Annotated in this window: 20 protein-coding genes; 13 read left to right on the top strand and 7 right to left on the bottom strand. The window is 71.6% G+C overall.

The genetic code is table 11. The features are described from left to right. Nucleotides 1–1,343 precede the first annotated feature (1,343 nt). A complete protein-coding gene (gene murJ / locus Ae505Ps2_RS29665) occupies nucleotides 1,344–3,044 on the top strand; it encodes a murein biosynthesis integral membrane protein MurJ (protein ID WP_249265427.1) in 1,701 nt (566 codons plus the stop codon). A gap of 165 nt (nucleotides 3,045–3,209) precedes the next feature. Here the strand turns inward: murJ and Ae505Ps2_RS29660 are convergent, their stop codons facing one another. Beyond that, the gene (locus Ae505Ps2_RS29660; RefSeq protein ID WP_075554412.1) at nucleotides 3,210–3,584 is read right to left on the bottom strand and encodes a hypothetical protein; all 375 of its coding nucleotides are present in this window, start codon (nucleotides 3,582–3,584) and stop codon (nucleotides 3,210–3,212) included. Beyond that, nucleotides 3,581–4,120 (bottom strand): hypothetical protein, encoded by a 540-nt coding sequence (locus Ae505Ps2_RS29655; RefSeq protein ID WP_075329902.1) that lies wholly within the window; start codon nucleotides 4,118–4,120, stop codon nucleotides 3,581–3,583. The genes Ae505Ps2_RS29660 and Ae505Ps2_RS29655 overlap by 4 nt, the downstream gene beginning before the upstream one ends. Nucleotides 4,121–4,371: 251 nt before the next feature. Between Ae505Ps2_RS29655 and Ae505Ps2_RS29650 the strand changes: the two genes are divergently transcribed. Then, complete coding sequence (locus Ae505Ps2_RS29650) at nucleotides 4,372–4,629, top strand: type II toxin-antitoxin system Phd/YefM family antitoxin (RefSeq protein ID WP_083696443.1); 258 nt, start codon at nucleotides 4,372–4,374, stop codon at nucleotides 4,627–4,629. 3 nt (nucleotides 4,630–4,632) lie between these two features. After that, a complete protein-coding gene (locus Ae505Ps2_RS29645; protein ID WP_075329901.1) occupies nucleotides 4,633–4,917 on the top strand; it encodes a type II toxin-antitoxin system RelE/ParE family toxin in 285 nt (94 codons plus the stop codon). Nucleotides 4,918–5,348: 431 nt separating this feature from the next. Here Ae505Ps2_RS29645 and Ae505Ps2_RS31645 read toward each other — a convergent pair whose 3' ends face one another. The 4 genes from Ae505Ps2_RS31645 to Ae505Ps2_RS29625 all read right to left on the bottom strand — a co-directional run bounded on the left by Ae505Ps2_RS31645 (nucleotide 5,349) and on the right by Ae505Ps2_RS29625 (nucleotide 8,452). Further along, the gene (locus tag Ae505Ps2_RS31645) at nucleotides 5,349–5,699 is read right to left on the bottom strand and encodes a hypothetical protein (protein ID WP_139319362.1); all 351 of its coding nucleotides are present in this window, start codon (nucleotides 5,697–5,699) and stop codon (nucleotides 5,349–5,351) included. 885 nt (nucleotides 5,700–6,584) lie between these two features. Further along, entirely contained in the window at nucleotides 6,585–6,833 is a 249-nt protein-coding gene (locus Ae505Ps2_RS29635) for a hypothetical protein (protein ID WP_075329899.1), read from the bottom strand. A 69-nt stretch (nucleotides 6,834–6,902) separates the two neighbouring features. Then, nucleotides 6,903–7,391, bottom strand: coding sequence for a hypothetical protein (locus tag Ae505Ps2_RS29630; RefSeq protein WP_075329898.1), 489 nt, complete (start codon nucleotides 7,389–7,391; stop codon nucleotides 6,903–6,905). Further along, the gene (locus tag Ae505Ps2_RS29625) at nucleotides 7,388–8,452 is read right to left on the bottom strand and encodes a hypothetical protein (RefSeq protein WP_139319277.1); all 1,065 of its coding nucleotides are present in this window, start codon (nucleotides 8,450–8,452) and stop codon (nucleotides 7,388–7,390) included. The genes Ae505Ps2_RS29630 and Ae505Ps2_RS29625 overlap by 4 nt, the downstream gene beginning before the upstream one ends. A gap of 905 nt (nucleotides 8,453–9,357) precedes the next feature. Between Ae505Ps2_RS29625 and Ae505Ps2_RS29615 the strand changes: the two genes are divergently transcribed. The 10 genes from Ae505Ps2_RS29615 to Ae505Ps2_RS29565 all read left to right on the top strand — a co-directional run bounded on the left by Ae505Ps2_RS29615 (nucleotide 9,358) and on the right by Ae505Ps2_RS29565 (nucleotide 16,599). Then, a complete protein-coding gene (locus Ae505Ps2_RS29615; protein ID WP_170917179.1) occupies nucleotides 9,358–9,609 on the top strand; it encodes a WhiB family transcriptional regulator in 252 nt (83 codons plus the stop codon). Continuing rightward, the gene (locus tag Ae505Ps2_RS29610) at nucleotides 9,606–10,013 is read left to right on the top strand and encodes an RRQRL motif-containing zinc-binding protein (protein WP_212567742.1); all 408 of its coding nucleotides are present in this window, start codon (nucleotides 9,606–9,608) and stop codon (nucleotides 10,011–10,013) included. Before Ae505Ps2_RS29615 ends, Ae505Ps2_RS29610 begins: the two co-directional genes overlap by 4 nt. Then, nucleotides 10,003–10,770 carry a DUF2637 domain-containing protein gene (locus tag Ae505Ps2_RS29605; protein WP_075329896.1) on the top strand — a complete coding sequence of 256 codons (768 nt, stop codon included), beginning with the start codon at nucleotides 10,003–10,005 and terminating at the stop codon, nucleotides 10,768–10,770. The genes Ae505Ps2_RS29610 and Ae505Ps2_RS29605 overlap by 11 nt, the downstream gene beginning before the upstream one ends. Then, on the top strand, nucleotides 10,770–11,096 hold the full coding sequence (locus Ae505Ps2_RS29600; protein ID WP_075329895.1) for a hypothetical protein: 327 nt from the start codon (nucleotides 10,770–10,772) through the stop codon (nucleotides 11,094–11,096). Before Ae505Ps2_RS29605 ends, Ae505Ps2_RS29600 begins: the two co-directional genes overlap by 1 nt. Nucleotides 11,097–11,107: 11 nt before the next feature. Continuing rightward, complete coding sequence (locus tag Ae505Ps2_RS29595; RefSeq protein WP_139319276.1) at nucleotides 11,108–12,811, top strand: type IV secretory system conjugative DNA transfer family protein; 1,704 nt, start codon at nucleotides 11,108–11,110, stop codon at nucleotides 12,809–12,811. Further along, nucleotides 12,808–13,257, top strand: coding sequence for a hypothetical protein (locus Ae505Ps2_RS29590; protein ID WP_075329893.1), 450 nt, complete (start codon nucleotides 12,808–12,810; stop codon nucleotides 13,255–13,257). The genes Ae505Ps2_RS29595 and Ae505Ps2_RS29590 overlap by 4 nt, the downstream gene beginning before the upstream one ends. A gap of 94 nt (nucleotides 13,258–13,351) precedes the next feature. After that, the gene (locus Ae505Ps2_RS29585) at nucleotides 13,352–14,047 is read left to right on the top strand and encodes a hypothetical protein (RefSeq protein ID WP_139319275.1); all 696 of its coding nucleotides are present in this window, start codon (nucleotides 13,352–13,354) and stop codon (nucleotides 14,045–14,047) included. A 315-nt stretch (nucleotides 14,048–14,362) separates the two neighbouring features. After that, complete coding sequence (locus Ae505Ps2_RS29580) at nucleotides 14,363–15,022, top strand: ParA family protein (RefSeq protein ID WP_075329891.1); 660 nt, start codon at nucleotides 14,363–14,365, stop codon at nucleotides 15,020–15,022. Nucleotides 15,023–15,282: 260 nt separating this feature from the next. Continuing rightward, complete coding sequence (locus Ae505Ps2_RS34130) at nucleotides 15,283–15,411, top strand: hypothetical protein (RefSeq protein ID WP_256371363.1); 129 nt, start codon at nucleotides 15,283–15,285, stop codon at nucleotides 15,409–15,411. A gap of 480 nt (nucleotides 15,412–15,891) precedes the next feature. Continuing rightward, nucleotides 15,892–16,599, top strand: coding sequence for a hypothetical protein (locus Ae505Ps2_RS29565; protein ID WP_075550257.1), 708 nt, complete (start codon nucleotides 15,892–15,894; stop codon nucleotides 16,597–16,599). Nucleotides 16,600–16,612: 13 nt separating this feature from the next. Here the strand turns inward: Ae505Ps2_RS29565 and mobF are convergent, their stop codons facing one another. Continuing rightward, nucleotides 16,613–21,043 (bottom strand): MobF family relaxase, encoded by a 4,431-nt coding sequence (gene mobF, locus Ae505Ps2_RS29560; protein ID WP_075554411.1) that lies wholly within the window; start codon nucleotides 21,041–21,043, stop codon nucleotides 16,613–16,615. Between the last annotated feature and the right edge of the window lie 78 nt (nucleotides 21,044–21,121).

The raw sequence follows: 21,121 nt of genomic DNA, 5'->3' as shown, positions 1-21,121 counted from the left end.
CTGAGAACACCTCAGTGGGCTCACTGGGCGGGTCGGGTGATGGTGACGGTGTACGCCTAGGGGGCAGTGGAGCGTCGCGGAAGTGGACGACGGTAGATGGCACGCGTGTGGATCAAGTGGTCGGGCGGGGGCGGGTGGCGCCGGTGAACATCGCCGCGAACGTCTCGGCTGTGTAGCGCAGGATCGTGAAGTGGGCGACTTCAGTACGGGGCGAGGTCGGCCGCGGTGCCGATAAGCGTTCTTCGATCACGTCTGTAGCAGCTCTGCTGTGATGAACCACGCCTTCCTGGACGCGAAGGACTCGAACGTCGCCGTCATCCGCAAACGGAGCCCCGCCGGGCCCGGACCAGACGGAGAAAACGCCAAGAACACGCAGTTCCCATTCAGGTCCATCGAGCCAGCGAGTCTCAGCAAACAATAGTTAGTCAAGCCTTAGCTTCCTTAACTTCTTACCCCAGGATCCCTGCGGAGTCAAGCTATGGAAATAGCATCAAGACCACCCTACAGTCAGAGCCTGTCGTTGCGATGACCGTGGGACAGAAGGAGCTATTAGGTGGTAACACTCCGTCGTTTGGGACTGACCTCAGCAGTCGTGCTGGCGAGCCTCCTTGCCGTTCTACCTGGGGCTGCGTCAGCCTCGCAGCCTGCCGCGAGCGATGCGCATGCAGCTAGCGCGAGTCAGAATTTGATCGCAGCGCAAGCTCGATGCGGGTTCCGCTACGTGAACAATGGACCCGGCGCCAACAGTGCGTGGTGGAGGAACTGCTCGAATGTCGGCACACGCTTGAACGTGGACCGCGCATTCTACCCCGATTTCACTACCTGCGTCCCTGCCAACTCGGACAGGAGATTGGGAGCGGGGAACCTCCCAGTTGGCCCGGGCGCAATCCGCGGAGCCAGCATCATCGGCACTTGCTAGCGATGCACACGTAGGGACCGATCTGCGGCCCAGCGCGTTGCGATGCGGAGCCTGTCAGGGGCCGCGGATCGTCCTCCCTCGGCTCGGAGAGCACGAAGGCTAAGACAACAGGTGCCCGGATGGACAAGACTGCGGGAGTGAGCACCTGCATCATCGAACCCCGGGACCGCCGCGCTGCAGCGATCCCCAGTGGCCCACACAACAGGCGCAGGCCCATAGCGCATCTGATCTGTGTCCTGCGGAAGGAGAGGCAAGAGATTGGTGCGAGGTCGGCGATGCATCATGAGCGGTGATGCGCGATGACCAACCAAGGAAGCCGGTCCGGACCAGGCGCCTCGGTGTACCCAGTCCCTCCCTTGGCACCAGACCCGAGGAGGTGACACTGCCGCTTCACCAGACCTCGGATCCGAGACCTTCCGAAGCGTTGACTCAGCCACTCGGCTTGTCCTCCGGGCCGGCCGCCAGCTCGGAGCCGGTCCCGCCGTGGGAGGCCCCGCCGGGCGACGGTGCGGGGTCCGCGCCGCAGGGCCGGGCCGAGAACACCGGCTCGCTCGTGCGCTCCTCCGGCATGATCGCGATCGCCAGCCTGGTCAGCAGGCTCACCGGCTTCGTCCGGAACCTCGCGCTGGTCGCGGTGCTGGGCTTCGCGGTCGTCAACGACTCCTACACCGTCTCCAACACGCTGCCGAACATCGTCTACGAGCTGCTGCTCGGCGGTGTCCTGACCAGCGTGATGATCCCGGTGCTGGTCCGCGCCCAGGCCGAGGACGCCGACGGCGGCGAACGCTTCACCCGGCGGTTGCTGACCGTCGTCGGGGCCGCGTTGCTGGTCGCGACCCTGATCGCGATGGCCGCCGCGCCACTGCTCACAGCGCTCTATATCGATTCTTCCCGCGCCGACCCGGCGCTGGCCACGGCGTTCGCATGGCTGCTGCTGCCGCAGATCTTCTTCTACGGGATCGGTGCGCTGCTCGGCGCGATCCTGAACTCCAAGCAGGTGTTCGGGCCGTTCGCGTGGGCGCCCGTGCTCAACAACGTCGTCCTGCTGGGTGTGCTCGTCGTGTACGTGCTCGTGCCGGGGGAGATCTCGGTCGACCCGGTCCGGATGGGCGACCCGAAGCTGCTGGTGCTGGGGGTCGGGACGACGCTCGGCATCGTCGTCCAGGCACTGGTGCTGATCCCGTTCATGCGCAGCATCGGGTTCCGCTACCGCCCGGTGTGGGGCTGGGACCCGCGGCTGTCGCTGGCCGGCGGGATGGCGCTGTGGATCGTGGCCTACGTGCTCGTCGGGCAGGCCGGCTACATCGTCACCACCCGGGTCGCGACCGCCGCCTCGGACGGCTCCGTGGCGACCTACTTCAACGCGTGGCTGCTGCTCCAGGTCCCGTACGGGGTGCTCGGGGTGTCGCTGCTGACCGCGCTGATGCCGCGGATGAGCCGGGCCGCGGCGAAGGGCGACGTCGACCAGGTCGTCACCGACCTCTCGCTCGGCGCCCGGCTGTCGACGGTCGGGCTGATCCCGATCGCCGCCGTCATGACGGCGTTCGGCGGGGCCCTGGGCACGGCGCTGTTCTCGGTCGGCGCGGGCAGCGGGGAGGGCGCGGCGCGCCTAGGCGCGACCGTCGCGTGGTCGGCGTTCGGGCTGCTGCCCTACGCGGTCACGATGCTGCAGATGCGGGTCTTCTACGCGATGACCGACTCGCGGACCCCGACGCTGATCCAGGTCGGGATGGTCGGGGTGAAGATCCCGCTGCTGCTCGCGTGCCCGCTGCTGCTCCCGCCCGAGCAGGTCGTGCTGGGGCTCGCCGCGGCCAACTCGCTGTCGTTCGTCGGCGGTGCGCTGCTGGGCCAGTGGCTGCTGCGCCGCCGCCTCGGCCGGATCCGGACCGGAGAGGTCCTCACCTGCCTGGGGAAGACGACCGTCGCGTCGGCGGCCGCGGCCGCGATCGCGTGGGGGCTCACAGTGCTCCTGGAGCCCGCGCTCCTGGACTGGCCGGACGTCGCCCGGGCCTGGACCCTGCTGCTCGTCGGGACGCTGGTGGCGCTGCCGCTAGCCGTCGTCGCGATGCGGGTCCTGAAGGTCCGCGAGCTCGACGCCGTCTTCCGCCGCCTCGCCCGCCGCTGAGAATCCAGCCGTCAACCACCGGCCCGGTGTCTGTCACGGTTCGCACCTGGAGCAGGGTTCTGTGCCCATGAAGCACTTCGCTCCCGCATCCTGGACACGTGGGCAGCGACCGAGGATTGGCTGCCAATGCGGCGGCAACGCGCAGCCGTTTACACTAGCCCAGCATCAACCACGAGGGGTCAGATCCTGACTGCCGAGCCCTACCAGCGTCGCGCGAAGCGGCGGCCGCGCCGCAGGATCGGCCGGTACGGCCTCAGCCGGGTTCGGGCCGTACATCGCGGTCCAGGGGGTCCGGTACTCCACCGCGTGCTCTCCGCAGCCGTCGGTGGGATGCCAGGTTCCCACGGACACCACCAGCGCCCCGCAGCTACTGCACGCCCCGATCGCGGCCGACATGCGCTCCCCGGGCCGCAACGGCCCAGACAGGTGGCCCCACTCGGCCGGTGCCAGGGCGAGCTGGGTCTTCTCGGGCGACACGGCGACCGGTCCGGAGCCGATCAGGCCGTGGACGTGCGCGCCCGGGTGGGTGCAGGTGCTCATCGCGTGCTCCTCGTCGTGACATCCGTCGAGCGGGGCGGGGGCGTCGGGAAGGCCGCGCCCCAGCGTTCGTGGGCGGACTGGCGGGTCAGGCCGGCCGCGTTACCGATCACTGTCCAGGACGCCCCGGCAGCCCGGGCCAGGCCGACCGCGGTGTCCAGCTCCTCGCGGATCTCGGCCAGCCGAACCGCGGCGTCGTGCACTGCCAGCCCCGGCAGCGCCTGGGCTAAGTGTGTACGCCACTGTCCCTGCACACCCTCTCCCTCCTCGGGCCCCTCCACCGACTCTGGGGCGACACTGGCTGAATTGGGATAGAGCGCGACCTGCTCGGTGTAGAGGGAGTCTGTGGCCACCACCTCAGCGCGGGACCAGAACCGTTCGCCGCGCCAGCCGCAGACGCACGCGGCGCGCCAGCCCACGAACCGACTGTTGGTCAGATCGTCGTGGGTCCCGGTGACCGTGTCGTCATCGAGGACCGCGGCGGCGTAGCCCTCGTGCTCGTAGGCCGGTCCGTAGCCGGTGTCCCAGGTCCATCCCATACTGTCAGGATACCCTGACGGGGCTCTTCGTCAGGGTATCCTGACGCTAGTTTTTGCTAGCGCTAGCAAGCGCCTTGCTTGCCTCGATCGAACATAATACTGAATATCGGCGCGGCTGAACTGGGGAAACACGACCCGTACGGATTATCAGGCCAGCAAGCACCCGAAATGTCCGTTTATCCGCCCGCTCGCGGATGATCATCCACTCGGTGCGCCTCGACAAGAGTACGTACACGTTGTACATTTTGAACATGAGTACCGCGGAGATGTCCTCGACCGATGCGCGGAACCACTTCGCTGATGTTGTGGGCCGCGCCCAGCATGGCGGTGTCACGACCGCGATCACCAGCCACGGCAAGCGTGTCGCCGCGGTCGTCCCAGCCGAGGTCCTCGACCTGCTCGACGAGCTGGAAGACCGGGGTCTGTCCCGTATGGCCCGTGAGGCGAAGGCCGAGGCCGGCGAGCCCGTCGATCACGCTGCCCTGCTCGCCGAGTTCGACCAGCGCTGACACGTGCCCGACGCTCCCCACTGGCACATCACCTGGACGGCCCCGGCGAGCAAGGCGCTGCGCAAGCTCGACCCGCAGGTGGCCCGCCGCATCCTGGCCGCGGTGAGCACGCTCGCCGACGAGCCACGACCGGCGCCACCGACCGGTAAGCCCCTCAAGGGTGAGCCCGGATCCTGGCGTCTCAAGGTCGGTGACTGGCGCGTGGTCTACGAACCGCAGGACGACCAGCTCGTCGTCCTGGTCCTCACCCTCGGGCACCGCCGGGAGATCTACGACCGTTTGACCTGATCGGAGGCCGGACCCGGCCGTTCCTCGGGCAGACCCGGCCTCCGAACCGCACACCCACCGGTTGTCCTTCTTCATCTTGTAGCAGCCATCGGTGCACACGGGCGCTCACCTCCTCGCCGTTGCTCGAACCGGCCGCGGGATCGGGTGGTGGTGGTTGTTCGGCCCGTCCCGTGGGTGGCGGGCGCTTCGCCCCGCCACCGCACGAGCGCCGGGCGCGGCCGCGGAGGCTCGCGGTCAAGGGCCGGCCGTAGGCCGGTCGCCGAAGGCGACGCGGAGCGCCAGCGCAGCGCCCTTGATCGGGAGTGCGGCCGTGCTTAGCTCAGGGCCGAACAACCGCCCCGCCGCAGGCGGGTCCACCGAGGGGTTTCCCTGGGCCCGCGCGGCCCTGAGCGCACACGCACAACCGCACGACCGCACGACGGCGGCGGGGATCATGCGGCCGCCCTACGTGCCCGCCGAGTCATGGCGAACAGCTCTCGGGCCTGCTGACGCCCGGCGGCGCTGGCGATCCTGCCGCGGGACTCCTGGCCGGGCTCGTCGAGCTGCTCGGCCAGGCGCGCCGCCCGCTGACGGCGCTCGTCAGGGTCGACAGCCTGGACGGCGGTCGGTAGCTCGCCCTCCCGGCCGGCCCATGCGGCGAGCCGGTGCCCGATGACTGCCAGGGGGTCACGGGCTCCCCTGATGGCATCCCCTCGGGGTTCCCCGGGCCGGTCCGGGTGGTGGTCGATCGCGTACAGCACCCCGGCTACCGACCACCCGGCCCGCCACCAGCGGGCCAGCATCGCTGAGGCCTTCCACGCCGGGACCCGACGCACCCCGGCCCGCTCTAGGAGCGTCCGTGTCGCCGCAGAGCGTTCTCGGGCGTCCCGTGCCCGGTCCCGGCTCGGCCAGGCTCGTCGCTTCTGTGAAGTGCGCTTCGCGCCCTCGCGCACAAGGGTTTGAGTGCTTACGCAAGATGCGGGGGGGTTGCCAATTTCGTCCACACCCTGGTCATCTGCGACCCGGCGGGGCCGCGGGATCGGCATCCCGGACGGGCTCACGAACACGTAGGCGGGAGCCCGGTTGGACCGGGTCCCGAGGAACGCGGCCGTGGCGCCCTTCTCGACGCACACGAGGAGTCCGACACGGCTCGCCCAGGCGATGACCCGGCTCACCGTGCGGGGGCTGGCTCCGGCCCGCTGAGCGGCCTTCTCCCGGGTCGCCCCGGTGACCAGACCAGTACGCCAGTCCATTGCGTCGGCGAGGGTCTGCAGGACGGTCAAAGCGATGTGGCGCCGGTCCGCACGCCATCCCTCGGCGTCCGCGGCCCGGTCGATGAGCTCGCGAGCGGCGGGCTGGTCGGTGACCACCACTAGGCCTTGCGGGATCCGGCCCCGCCAACCCGGGTGCACCGCGAACTGGCCGCCGTCGACACGGTGAGCAGCACGACGCCGGCCGTACTCGGCCCGACGGTGGGCGGCGGCCGCCACGCGATACGCCCGGCCCGCCGGTACGTGCGTAGTAGAATTAGACGAGGTAGACTCGGGCACGCGAAAGCGCCCCTTCTCTTGGAGTGAGGTAGGGAACCGCCCCGGCTCGCCGGGGCTACGGCGTCACATCGGCTGGCAGGCTGTGTGACGCGCAGGAATCACGGGGTGGCCCCGGCAAGGGCCACCCCGTTCCTGTGTCTATGAGGCTTTGGTCAGCGGTAGCTCCTCCTGCGCCTCGATCTGCTGGCGCGGGTAGCAGTACGACGGCACCGGCCGCTCGAGAGCCTCGGCGACCATCCGCGTGATGACGGACGTCAGCGGCAGGCCATCGCGCCTCGCGATCTCCTGCGCCTCAGCCCGTAGATCATTCGGCAGGTAGACCGGGGTCGCGGTACGCGGCCCCTTCGGCTTCGGCCCCGGCTTCTTCCGCGGTCGGGTCTCCTCCATGTGATCTTCTTACCGGACTCGACCCGGAGCGCGTGCGCGACACGCCGATTCAAAATTGAAATCCAACGGCTAGCTGGCTTTCGGCTGGCGCCGTGCACCGTCGGGCCAGATGACGGTCACCGGGATACCGGCGGTGCGCGCCTCGTCGACGACGGTGCCGGTCCCGCCACGGCGGGAGGCGTCCCCGTCCCACACGGCGGCGAGCAGGTCCGCGCCGTCCAAGAGCGCGCGGTTCGCGGCCTCGTACGCGGCGCGGTCGGCCGTCTGCGACGGCATCACGTGCACGCTCGTGGCGGCGGCCATCAGCTCGTCGAACAGAGCGGCGTGGGATTCGGTTACCTTCGTGGCCCGGTAGTCGGCCGATGGGAGCACAACCTCCAACGTCCCACCGTGCGCGAGCACCGTCTCTGCGAACAGGGAGTCGGCACCTCTGGCGATGCAGCTCACCCCAACGATCGGGCCTTCCTGGGACAGCAGGACTGCACTGATCTGGTCTCGGATCAGCGGTGTGCTCTCGGCGGTGAGGTCCATGTGCCCGGTGACGGCGATCCGCGTCATGCGCGTCCTTCCTCGGTCGTGCGCAGCGCCTCGGCAGCATGGTCGCGCAGCGCGCGGATAGCGACCGACCGGGCGTGCGGTTCGGTGTCGGTGTGGAAGTTGCGGAGCATGACCCGCACTCGGTCCGATGAGGTGGCCTGCGCCGCCTCGATCGCCGTGTGTCCGATGTGGGCGCCCTCGTCCAGCTCTCCGCTGAGCATGTGCGCCTGTGCAAGTCCGATGAGGTCGAGCGCGGAGGCTCGGCGACGTCCGTCAGGACGTGTGTCGAGTGCCTGCGTGATCCGGGTGGTCGCGGCACGCGCGTGGTCCGGCGTGCCCCGCTCGGCCTGCGACAGCTCCAACAGCCGCCCGCCGATCGTGCCGTGTAGTTCCGCGGCGTCGTAGTAGTCCAGCCAGTACGGCTCCGGCTCTGGCCGGCCAACGCGGGTCAGCGCCTCCTCGGCGACTCCGACCGTGCGCTCGAACGCGGCGTGCCTGCCCAGGTGCGCGAATGCCCAGGCTTCGCGCAGGGCGAGCATGGAGGTCAGTCGCGGGGTGGCCGCCGCCCCCGCGGTGGACTGCGCCAGCCGGACCACTTCCAAGGCGTCGCTCGCGTGGCCCAGGTAGAGGAGTTGGCGCGCCATTGCGGCCATTGCGTTGGCCGCGAACGCCGGGTCTCCGCCCTCGTGCGCGGTGCGGATCGAGAGCATGAAGTACCGCTGTGCGGACTCTTGCAGTCCCGAATCCCACGACATCATGGCGGCGGTTTCGGAGAGCTGCGCCATGATGCGGAACGCGCGCTGTTTGATCGGCCCGCCCGAAAGCTCCGTGACTGTTTCCGAAAGCTCGTTGAGCTGGCCGATTACTGCTTTTCGCTTCAATCCGCCGCCGTGCCGGTCGTCCCAGTCTCGGAACACCCGCGCGGTGGTTTCCAACTCCTCGATCTCTTGCATTCCGATCGAGATCCCGCCGGGCGCGTGAGCGCCGCCGGGGGTGGTCGCGAGCCATCTCTCCAAGTGATCGAGCAGGGGGCCGCCGACGACGACGGTGGCAACAAGTTTGTGGAGGTCGCGACGCTTCATGGAGAGGTCCTGACGTGTGAACTCGGCAGCAACGGCGCCGGTGTCAACCTCGGGGACCCAGAGCAACGGGGGCCCCGTTTCCGGGGCGGCTGCGGGAGCGTCCGGGTCATCGGGAAGAGGTGCCCCCAGGTAGGCGAGAAGTCGCAAGTAGTCCGGGTGGGGTCGGCGCGTCTCGCCCCGTTCCCACCTGCCCAGATTTCGTAGGTCAAGCCTCTGCCCTCGCGGCTCGTTCAGCTTGTGTCCCGCGGCCTCGATGTGTTGCAGCAAGTCGGGCTGACTCCATCTCTGCCCCTCTCGCCACGAGCGGAGACGTGACCCCCATGAGGGCGGGTCACCGGCATTGCCGATCATCTCCCCACCTCGCATCCCTCTGGCGCCGTTTGCCCTGTCGGTGCCCTGTCCTGGTGCCGGTATGCCCTCCAACTGCCCCCCCGTGATCGGGGTCTCCTGGCGGTGTGAGGACACCCACCCGGCCCGCACCGCTACTGCTCCTCCGGTCCTACGTCGCCATCGCCGCCGTCGACCGGGAGTTGAGCACGCAGCCGGTCGATGTCCCACCGGAGTTGCCCGCCCGCCGTGCGCAGCTCGGCCCTCACTCGTCCGGCCCGTTCCCATCGCCACAGCGTGGCGGGGTCGACGCCGACCGCCGCCGCTGCGGCGCCGGTGCCTACCAGTCGTCGTTTTCCTTCCACCGCCACAGCGTCAGAATCCCACAAGATCAGCAAGAAAAGCCAGTAACGCAAGTATTGCAAGACTCTCGGCGGTCCCGTAGAGTCAGAAATGCAAGAGTTGCAAGAGTTTGTGGCCCGCGACCCGCTCCCCGGGTGGTCTCGGCAGGGATTGCGCCCCTGCCGAGACCGCGGGCCGTGCTCGATCACTGCGAGGGAGTCGACCCGATGGCAATCATGACAGTCCCATGTGAGCGCGACCCGGAGCGGATGTTCCCGGTCGCGGAGTCTCAGCGGCCCGGCCTGCGGACTGCGGGTGAGCAGCGCGCCCTTGCGGTGTGCGCGGCGTGCCCGGTGCTGGCGGCGTGCAGCCGCGTCGTGCGGGGTATGGAGATGCCCTACGGCGTCGCGGGCGGGATGACCGCAGCCGACCGGCGCGCTGTCCGCGCGGTGGAGCAGCACCGGGGCGTCACGGCGGTGGCGTCGTGAGCGGGGTCCGGCGCCGGTACGGGCTGATGACCGACCGATGGGGCTGGCAGCCCCTCGCCTGGGAGCAGAACGGTTTGCCCACCTGGCGGTACGGCCACGCCCCGGCGGGCCTGGTCACCCGGCGGCAGATGCGGGCGCTCGGGCTCGCACCGGGCGGCACCGCCCCGGTCGCACAGGTCGTGTGGCGGCACCGCCGTCACGAGGTCCGGGGACAGCTGTGGGACCGCTCGGGGCTGGTGCCCAAGCGGACCGCGTCCCCGGCGCAGCTCGTCGCGCTCGGCAAGGCGATGGCAGCCCGCCGGTGGTGCCCGTCCTGCTCTCGGGACGTCGGCTACTGCATCCCGACCTCGTTCGGCCAGTGCGCGGAGTGCGAGTTCCCGGAGGGGATGAGCGATGCAGCCTGAGCACAGCATCCGCGGCGCGTGGGGCCGCACCTGGCCCGCGCTGCTTGCGGTCGGCACCGTCGGCGCGGTCGGGGTCCCGGCCGCGGTGGCGTCCTACCGGCACGCCCGCGACGTCATCGCCGCCCACGGTGACCCCGTGATGGCGCCCTGGCTACCGCTGAGCGTTGACGGAATGCTCGTCGCCGCGCTGGTGGTGATCTGGGTACGCCGTCACCGGGGCGACCCGGCCGGGGCGTTCCCGTGGCTTGCGTTCGGCTTCGGCATGGTCGTCACGGTCCTGGCGAACCTCGCGGCCGTGGTGCAGCCCTCCCCGGTCGCGTTCGCGGTCGCCCTGTTTCCGCCCCTGGCGCTGGCGGTGACCTTGGAACTGGTGGCGCTCATCGCCTACCGGTCACGGCGGGACGCTGACCCGTACCCGGCACTGGTGGACGACCTCGACCGCACCGTGACCGTGGTCGATGGGGAGGACGCCCCTCGGGACTGGTGGCAGGACGCCCCGGTCGTCGAGGCCCGGCACGAACCGGCCCCGGAGCCGGTGGCGGTCGAGCACGACCAGGCCGACGACGGGACCGACGACGAGGGTGCGGACCCGCGCGTCCGGGACCTCGCCCGGCGCCTGGCCGCGGGCGAGGCGTTGACCGGCGCTGAGGTCGGCCAGCGCTACGCCGTGTCGGCGCGCACCGGCCGCCGGCTCATCCGACAGGCCACCGAGCAGGGGCCGACGCTCGCGCTGGTGAGCGCGGGAGGGGATTCCTGATGCGTTCCACACTGGCGAAGATCAAGGCCGCGGCTGCGGCGTTCGTGGCGGCCGCGCTGGTGACCGCGTACGTCCCGGCAGTAGCCGATGTCCTGGTGCTCGCGCTTGTCGCCTCCTGGGCGGTGATCGGCGCCGTGCTGCTCGCACCAGCGGCCGGACTGCTGCGACCGCACATGCCCGCGCTCCGCGGGCACGTACTGCGGGCCGCGCGAGCGGCGGGCCCGTGGCTGTCGCCGCGCCTGGCGCTGGCCCGGCTGCTTCGGCCCCGCGCGCTGACCCGGCCCGGCAGCCCGCTCCTGACGATGCACTCGACCCGCTGGCACTAGAGGTGGCCTTGATGCTGACTGATGCAGAGATCCGGTCCCGGCACCGGCTGATCGGCGGTGGCGGCCTCGCCGTCGCCGCCGGGTCCGCCGCGCTGTCGACGGCGCAGGTGTGGGACTCGCTGGCCGCGTTCGCCGACGGAGCCGCGCTCGTCGGCGGCGCTGGTGGCTCCCTCGCGGCCGCCGCCGCCCTGGTGCACCACCGGTGGCACTTCCACCCCGGGCGGGCGTTCCGGCGCGAGCTGGGCGGTCAGGACGGGTGGCTGTCCGGCCGCGACTTCCGGGACGCAGCGGGTGCGCGGGGCGTCCGGCTGATCGCGTCCGGGATCTTCCGGGATCGAGACGCATTCGCGGCGCCGCTACACCTGTCCGGGTGGGAGGCCGGTCGGCTCGTGTCCGGACCGGTCCACCTGCGGCGGAAGCCGGTGTACGCGCCGTGGACCCGCGGGGTCGGCATCCTCGGCCCACAGGGCTCCGGCAAGTCCCAGTACCTCACCGGGTTGGTCCTCGACGCGCCCGGCGCCGCGGTGGTGACCTCCACGAAACCGGAGCTGGCGCGGGCAACGATGGCGATCCGACGGGCGACCCGCGGGCCGGTGGCGGTGTTCAACCCGGAGCGACTCGGCGACCTGGCATCGACGTTCCGGTGGGACCCGGTGGCCGGATGCCAGGATGGTGCGGTGGCGGCGGCCCGGGCCGCCGCCCTGGTGCGAGGCTCGGGCGGCACCGCCGGTGTGGAGGATGCCTCGTACTGGTCGGGGCAGGCCGAACTCGTCTTGCGGGGCTGCCTGATGGCGGCCGCGATCGACGGCCGCCGGTTGGATGCCGTCGTGAGCTGGGTCAACTCTCGGTACGACCCCGCCGGGCACGACCCCGTCCCGGTCGAGATCCTCTCCGACGCGGTCAAGCGCGGCTCGACGTTGGTGGACGCGACGCTGCCCGACATGCTGCGCACCGCCCTCACTCAGAACCCGAAGACTGCGGCCACGGTGATGACCAACGTGCACGCGGCGCTCGCGTTCATGCAGTCCCCGACGATCGCGGCCGCGTGCACCGCCACTGATGGCGATACCCTCGACCTGGGGGAGTTCCTCGCCGAGCACGGGACGCTGTACCTGGTCGGCGGTGCGAACGACAACCGGGTAGCACCGCTGTTCACCGCCCTGGTCGAAGCGGTCTTCGCCGAGGCGCAGCGCGCGGCCGCCGAGGCAGGCGGGATGCTGCCGACGACGTGCGCGTTCCTGCTCGATGAGGTCGCGAACTTGACCCCGGTGCCGCTGGACCGGTGGGCGGCGGACTCGCGCGGCTGGGGCATCACCGTCGTCGCGATCTTCCAGTCGCTCGCGCAGCTCTCGACCCGGTGGGGTCGCGACGCCGGAGACGTGATCTGGCAGAACCTTCCGGTGAAAGTGATCCTGCCCGGAGTGTCCGGCACCGACGATCTGGACGACCTCGCGCACCTGGGCGGGAAACGGCGGGTGCGGCTCGACACGGAGGGCGCCTCCGAGGGGGAGGGGGGCCGCCGGTCCCGGTCGGTGTCGGTGACGCGACCCCGGGAGCTGCTGGTGGAGGGTGACGTGATCTCTCGGATGCCGCGCCACCACGCCTACGTGCTCGGGCTCGCGCCACGCCCGGCGGTGGTCCGGTACACCCCCGGGTACGAGCTGGTCCGAACTCGCCGGATCGCGCTCGGCCTCGACCGGGACACGACGGCGTGAGGCTCCGGTACAGGACCGACCCCGGTACCGGCTGCCCGACGGTCGCGACGATCCAGGAGACGCTCTCTGCGCGGCTCGGGCACCGGTACCGGCGCCGGGGGCCGTGGGCGTCGTCGCTGCTGCTGCTGCGCTGGTCTGCCCGCACCCCGGACCGGGTACGGCTCGCCGTCGACGGCGCAGTGTGGGTGCTGCCGCGGGAGCTGTTCGCGGCCGGTCTCGCCCGACGGGCCGGGGGCGCCGGGACCGACGGTGCCGGTCGTCTGATCGTGGCCCGGCTCGACCCGGTGGCCGATGACCCGCCCGCCCGGGTGCTGCGCTTGATGGGCGAGGACGGCCCGGCCGCGCTGTCGTTCCGGGTCGGGCCGGCGTCCCGGTTCCTGGCCGCGTCGTACGGCATCCTCGACACGCGATTCGGATCGGAGGCCGACACCCGTGACCGCAGCTGATAACACCCGGTACGAGGTTCTCGCCGACCTCCTCGCCGACGTGGACCGTCGGGCCACGGCCCAGGGCGACGCCCTCGACCGGCTGGGGGAGACGGTGACCGAGTCCACGGACCTGCTCGCGCAGACGCTGCCGCGGCTGGACACGCTCGCCGAGCAGGTCGCCGAGCTGCGCGGACACACCGCAGGTGCGGGCGGCACCACGAGCGGCAGCGATGACGGACCGGTCCGAGGGGTCGTGTGGGAGACCCTGACCGCCGACCAGGCGGTGGCGGAGTGGACCCGGCTTGCCGCGTGGGTCGCCGACGTCCTCGGCCCCTGGTACGACTGGCGGCGGGGTCACCTGCCCGACTGCTGGGCGCTGCACCGGCCCGTGGTCCGTCGACTCTCCGCTCTGCACACCGCCTACCTGGCCGCGCACACCGGCCAGGCCGCGTCAGCGGCGGCTTCCGCGGACTGGCATGACCGGTGGCTGCCGCACACCCAAGGACTGATCCTCGGGGAGGAGCCACTCGCCGGCTCGCGGCGACAGCTGAACGAACGATCGGGGCTTGAGTGGAACTGTGAACCGGGACGGCATGACGGTGCGGACGCCGCCGGCCGCCCCTTGGTTACCGACGATGGGCGGCCCCTGACCGGGAAGGTCACCCGGAAAGCGCCGGGCAAGGACCGGCACGGATCGGACACTATCCAGGTGGTGTGGGATCCGATCCACCCGGACCACTGGGCTCCGTTCTGGCGACGGGCTGTCGACCAGGACGTTGCGGAGCGCCGGGCGCGTGAGGCCGGCTGATCGGTCTGCGGTTGGGGGCGCCCGCCCCCGCTCGGGTGTCTGTGGGTCATCCCGTCACGTCGGCGGGCTCTGCCCGACCAGGTCAGGGGTTCCACGTCAACCACGCCTTTCCGGTTGACGTGGAACCCCTGACCTGGTTGCCCCTTGGGGCGCCGTCGTGACGGGATGACCCACGCCCTTCCCCCTCATCCTGGAGCTGAGGCCCTCCCCGGAGGGGCCGCCGGAGGCACGCCCCGGCAGGGGCGCGGGTGTGTCGCTTCCCCGCAGTAGCTACGGCAGTACTGCACGCCTTACCGCAGTACGTACGCTCGTCGCATGACTCCTTCACCCCCTTCTCCCGGGCCCGGGCTGCGCGTGGTCACCGTCACGAATCTCAAAGGCGGTAGCGGGAAGTCCACGAGCACCGGCCTTCTCGCGCACGCATGGGCCGGGGCCGGCCGCCGCGTGATCGCGGTGGATGCCGACCCGCAAGGCACGCTGACCCGCTGGGCGCAGGACGCAGAATGGTCCATCCCCGTGGTCGGGCTGGCCACCAACAAGCTGCACGCTGACCTGCCCGGGATCGTGTCGCCGGACCGCTACGACGTCGCCGTCGTGGACACCCCACCGCTGGAGCTTCAGCGCGGCATCGTCTACTCGGCGATGCGCGCAGCGACCGACGTGGTGGTGACCCTCGCCCCCACCTCGTCGGAGTGGGACGTCCTGCCGGCGGTGTGGGACGCGCTGGACGAGGTGGAGCCGCTGCGCGCCCGCCCGGCGGTGGTGTCCGTGCTGTGGAACCGAGTTCGGACGGGCACCACCAGCGCGGCGGTCTACCGGGAGATGCTGGACGAGTCGCGACGCTACTCCTGCCGCGCGGTAATCCCGATGGCCGAGCGCTACGCCCAGGCCATCGGCGGGCCGGTGACGCTGCGGGCCGAGGACACCGCCGTGGTGGACGCCGCCGCCGAGATCGCCGGGCGGGGTGGCTGGTGACCCGACGCGACGACCTGCGGGCACGTGCAGCCCGCGCGGCGAACCGCACACCGGCCGCCGACCCGGGCGAGGTCCAGCCAGACCCGGGACCGCTCTCCCCGCCCCACGATCAGGCTCCGCCGCCCCGGGCGGCAGCTCGCCCGGGGCGCCCTGCCAGCATCGCGCCGCGGACGAAGCCGGTACGGATGACGGTGGATCTGTCCCCACTGGCTCACGAGCGGCTCCGGGCCCGGCGAAACGCTCTCCGGGAGGCCCTGGGCATGGCCGCGGACCTGCCTGGCGCGGTCGTGGTCCGGGCCCTGCTCGCCGAGCTGGACGCAAACCCAGGGCTCGCCGACGCTGTCCGGGACCGGATCGCCGAGGATCCCACCGGCTACGGCAGACAGTAACTACGGTGTTACTGCATTACTGCAAGACGCAGTTACGGCAACACTGCACTACTGCATATGGGGCCGGAGCGCGGCACGCGCCGCGCGGGGAGGTTAAGACGATGGACAAGACGCCGTATGACACCAGCGGATGCCCTCCGCTGCCTCGGTACGTGAAGTGCGCCGGATGCGCGGAGCAGGACCCAGAAATGGCCCGGTACGCGATCGACACCCGGTACGGAGTCGCCTGCGCTCCGGTCTGCCCGCTGTGTGTCGACACGATCGAGGCGGACTGGATCCCGGACCCGGCGCCGGTGCAGGAACATGCCCGTCACCTCGGGATCGACCCTGTCGTGGATGCGAGTTGGATACCGCCGGGCCCGAGCCTCTCGGACCGTTACCGCATGTAGCGCCGCGCTCCACGTTGTCCGAGACGGGGGTGAGTTGTCGGTGGGGTCCTCTACCCTGCGCCACGCGACCCCTTGGTAGGAGGCGGACGACATGGCTGACCTCGGACGAATCGGGGAGACCTGGGTGGAACCCGCCCGGCTGTTCGACCCGGACGACCCCGCCGACGCGCCACCCGCGGACGCGCTCGATGTGCAGTTCCGCGCCCCGCTGTCGTTCTCCGCGTTCGTCGACGACCTGTTCCGCACCGGCCGCGGCATCGACGCAGCGGCCTGCCTGCGGGTCTACGACGACGCGATCGCCCGGACCGTGCAGCAGGTGCAGCGGCTCTGTGGGTTCGTCCTCGACGAGCACGGGGCCCCGGTCCCGGCCCGCCTCGACCTCACCGCCCACGGTGAGGCCACCATGAACGGGGACCCGGATCGGGTGCGGGTGCACCATCACCTCTACGTCGGCCGGACCGGCGTGTCGGTGCGGGACGCCCGCCGCCTCCCCGTCGACGCGCACCGGCTCCGCCGTGGTCTCCGCTCCGTGCTCCCGCTGTACGACCAGGTGGTGCAGGGGCGGACGGAGGATCTGTTCGGGTGCCGATGGGGTCCACCCCCGGGCGGGTACGACTTCGAGATCCTCGACCCGCCGATGCACGAGCGGATCATCGGGCAGGAGTACGAGGTGTGCCGGTCCCCGTGGGGACCTCGCACCACCTGGGAGCAGCCGAGCCCGGAGCTGCTCGCCGCGCTCGACCAGGAGGCCGCGCTCATCGCCCGACGGGCTGCCACCTCGACCGACTCTCCCCGATAGGGCGGGCCGCCGGTCACATCTCCATCGTCGGGCCGTCCCGCTCGGCGCTGTGCTCGACCGCTGGCGCCTTGCGCTCCTGGGTGAGCTCGTAGCCGGTGGACCGCTGCTGCCGCTCGGTCTCGGCGGCCGCGGCGGTGTCCCGCTGCCGTGCGGTGCCCTGGCCCGCGATGGTCCCGCGCTGGTAGGCGCGCTGCTCCTCGGACGCCTGCCGGGCGCTCCGCAGCGTCTCCATCGCCTCGGCCACGGTCGGCACCGGACGGCGCACCGCACCGTCCGGCCGCTGCCCGGCCTCCTGGCGCTGCTCGACGTCGCGCCGGGCGTCGTCGGGGCGCTGCTCCGCCTGGGCCGGCCGCGGCGCAGACTCCGGCACGATGGCACGGTCGGTGTCCGGTCCGACCTTGCGCGGGTCCGGCGTGACCACCCCGGCGCGGGCCGCCTCCCGGCTCCGGCGCGCGAGTTCCTCGGCCGCTAGCCGTGCATCCTCGGCGACGTCGCGGTGGGCCGCTGCCCACTTCCCCCGGTGCTGGTGGCTGTTCTCGAGGTCGGCGGCCCGCTGCTGCTGCCACTGCATCATCCGACGGAGCGAGGCACGCTCCTCGATCTTCCGGGGCAGGTCGGGGTCACCATCACCCGCGGCGCCGATCTCGGCGGTCCGCGCGCTGACCCGCACCCGCTGCTCGTGCGCGGCCCGGTACGCCTCCCGCATCTTGTCCGCGACGAACTCCGGCGCGGCGGCCTGCTCCCGCGCCCACCGCTCGGTGCGCTGGTACAGCTCGCCATCGGTCATCGCACGGTGGTCGACGACGTCCGCCGGGACCGGCCCGAGCGCCTCCCGGGCGTCGTTCCACAACGCCCGCGTGAGCGGCATCTCCCGCGTCGGCGCAGCCCCGATGGACTCCTGAGCGTCCGGGACGTGCGTCAGCTCCCGGTACGCGGCCACCGCGCCCGCTCGGCGTTCCCACGCGGCCCGCTCCTCGGGCTGCTCGGCGTCTGGGACGTCACCGAGCTGGCTCAGCGCCCACGCGGTCGGCTCCTCGGCGAGCTGGCGGCCCAACCGGGCCTGCCGGTCGGTCGTCGCCGCGGCCAAGTCCGCGATGTACTGCCCGGCCTCGGTCCCGTCCGGGACCGGCACGCGGGTCGTCCAGTCCGCCGGGTCCACGGTCCGCTCCGGCGTCCGGGTCTCGGTCAGGTTCCGGACCCGCCACCGGACGACGTCCGGGATGCTCGCGGCGGTGTCGAGGCCGCGCATCCCGACTGCCTCGGCCAGCACCGCGGCCGGGTCGTGCCCGGCAAGCTCGGCCTCTCGCGCGGCCTGCAGCAGCCGGCCGTACGCGGCCCGGTCCGCGGCCGCCTCGGCGGCCTGGTCCTCACCGAGCACCCCGGCCAGCACCGCGCCGTAGCGGCCGCGGGCGTGCTCGTCGGACGCGACGTCCAGGGGCGCGGCCGCCATCGCGAACGAATCCGCGTCCCGCAACCCTTCCCGCAGCGTCTCCGTCGCGCTCCGCTGCGCCGAACTGGTCGTGTAGACCTGGGTGAACAGCTCCCGCGCGGACTGCTCGATCCGCTCCGGGTCGTGCTCGTCGGGCTCACGGATCGCGGGGAGATACACGTGGTTCTCCTCGGTTCCTCGGGTCAGGCCCGGGTACGCCCCTTCCCGGGTCGCGTCCCGGTCGGGCAGGTAGTGCCCGTGCTGCACCGTGACGCCCTGGCTGGCGTGCTCGGTGACCGCGTAGGCCAGCGTGACGTGCTCACGCACGTACTCCGGCAACAGGTGCGCGGTCGCGCCGTGCTGATCCCGGACGAGTAGCGCACCGGACTCCGTGTGCTTGCCGACCACGGTGTAGAGCGCCCGGTTGGTGACCGGGTCCGGCTCGCCCGTCGCGGCCTCGCCGCGGTCCACCCGGGCGCGGTAGTCGTTCATCCGTGCCTGCACCCGGTCCCCGATCGACACCTCCTGCTTTCCCTTGGCGCCGCGCACGTAAGCGACCGGGGCGGCGTCAACCCGGCCTAGCTCGATCAACCGCTCGCGGATCGACGCGGACAGCTCTCCCGCGCCCTCATTGGTACCGGTGATGAGCAGCGTGTTCTTGCCGTCCAGGACGTCCGACAGGTACCGCTCAGCGGCGAGAGCCTGCATCTCCTCCCACGTGCCCGCGTGCACGCGGCCCCGGTCGTGGTAGGCGTCGAACGCGGCCGCGTCGCCGTCGCGCAGCTTCAAGCTCGCCTCGCGCTCCCACTCCGAGCGGAAACGGTGCACCTCGCGCAGCTCGTGCGCGCCGTGCTCCCCGATCAGCTGCCGGAACATGCCACCGGCGCCGACCGCGTCGAGCTGGTGGTGATCGCCGGTCAGGATCACCTTCGCCCCGGCGGCCGCACACAGCTCCACGATGCGGTCAAGCTCCTGCGTCGACGACATGCCCGCCTCGTCGACGATCACCAGGTCTTTCGCGCGGAGCTGGTCGCGGACCTCCCCGGCCTCGTCCGCGGTGAACTTGTTCAGGAACCGGCTGGTGTTCAGCGCCTCTAGCCCATCGCCGGCCAAATTCTGCGTCGCGATCTGCGACGTGGCCAGCCCGAGAACCCGGCCGTCCGCGTGCTCACCCCACACCCGCGCCAGCTCGCCGACCGTCCGGGACTTCCCGGTCCCGGCCGGGCCGACCAGGCAGTCCCCGAGACGGCCGGACCCGATGATCCCGGTGACCGCGTCGACCTGATCCGCGGACAACCCGGACGCGGCCAGCCGCTCGCGCAGCGCCTCCACCTCGACCGGCTCGATACCCGAGTCCAGCGCGGCCGCCATCCGAGCGGACACCCGCTGCTCCGCGGCCAGGTGCGCGGCCGTCGCGTACCGCTCCCCGTTCGCGCGCCGGTAGATCGACCCGCCGTCCGCGCGGCGGAACGACTCCGGCACCTCGACCGGGTCCGGCGTGGACACCTTCACGATGGCCGACGACCGCAGCGCATCCCGCGCGATCTCCTCCAACACGACCGGGCGGTCCGCAGCGGACACGCCCAGGTCGGCCGCGGACCCGAGACGCTTGTCGATCGCGGCCGTGAGGTTCCCCAGCGTCCACACCGAGTAGGACGCCTGCACGTCCTCCATGGCGGCGGCCACCGCATCCCGGCGCTGCGCAGCGGCCACGTCCGCGGCCGTGTCCGCCCCACCGGTCACGCCGTGACCGGTGAGCCGGTCAGCGGTCACCGCCGCGCCGGACACGTGACCGCCCCCGGCCACCGGCGCGGCCGCCTGCTGTCCGGCCGCCTCGACGTCGGCCAGCATCGCGGTCAGCCGCTCGGTCCGGGCCTCGGCCCACCGGGCGGCCGCCCCCGGGCCGGACTCCGGGCCCTTCGCCTTCCGCGTCTCGTACACAGCCATGTCCGTGATCCGCTTCATCGCGGCCGCGTCCGGCTCCTTGCCGTGCCGGTCCCGGTAGAGCGCGACCCGCTCGGCGACGAGCCCGGTCACCTGACCGCGCCGCGTCGACGCCTCCTCTATCACCTCGGGGTCGACGCCGACGATCTCCCGGGCCTTGCCGTCCGGTCGCAGCTCGAACCGCGCGCCGGTCGCCTCGGTGACGAACTGCTCCGCCGCCCGCTCGTAGGCGGTGGCGATCGCCTCCTTATAGGCGCGGAACGACGCGCCGTCGAGCGCGCCGATCTTCCCCGCCTCGGTCACCGTCCGGTTCAGCAACGCCGCGTGCGTGTGGATCTGCGGCTCGTTCTCCCGGCTGGTGGAGTGAGCCCACACCGTCCACACCGCGCCGGTACCGGCCTCGTGACGGCCGACGGACTCATTCCCGGTCACCGTCCGCGCGTGCGACCCGGTCCGCGTGAAAATCACCCGCGACTCGGCGTAGTCAAGCGCGACCTGGACTGCCTTGTTATGCGCTTCCAACACCTGGTCAGCCAATTCCGTCTGACCAGCGGCACGCAAAGCCGCCTCGTAAACAGAAATCGACTTCACCGCGCTGAACGTGAAATCGTAGTACGCAACCGGCTTACGCCCGGTGGTCGCGGCCTCGGCACGCAACTCGCGCTCGCGCTCCGGCGAAACCTCGCCGGACTCCTTCGCCGCCAGGGCGTTGTACCGCTCCGCCTCGGTGCGGAAATGAGCTGGCCGGCGCCCCAGGAACTCCGGCTCCGCCTCGGTCGACTCCGGGCGGCGAAGCTGCCCGAACACCGCCCGCACATCGTCCGGGACCACCTCGTCCCCGGCCCGGAACGAAAGCCCCATCGCCTCCATGCCCGACCCGGCCCACCGGCCCGGCGCCTCGCCGTGCTCCACAGCCGCGGTGTAGTACCCCGGCCCGACCTGCTCGGCCGACGCCTCGGCCGCCGGACCGGCCACAGCCGCGGCCTGGTGGCGGTGCCCGTGCTCGCGGCACCCCGACCCGCGGAGCAGGTACTCGACCGCTCCGGCGCCGATGGCGGTGACGCGCAGCATGGGGGTCAGTGTACCGGACACGACCAAGATCACAACACTGTGCATAGGTGTGTTACAATAGGAACGCGGAAAAGTGCA

The organism is Pseudonocardia sp. Ae505_Ps2 (assembly GCF_001932425.1).
GTDB lineage: Bacteria > Actinomycetota > Actinomycetes > Mycobacteriales > Pseudonocardiaceae > Pseudonocardia.
The sequence above is the reverse complement of the archived record's forward strand: the minus strand, read 5'-3'. Positions and strand labels throughout refer to the sequence as shown.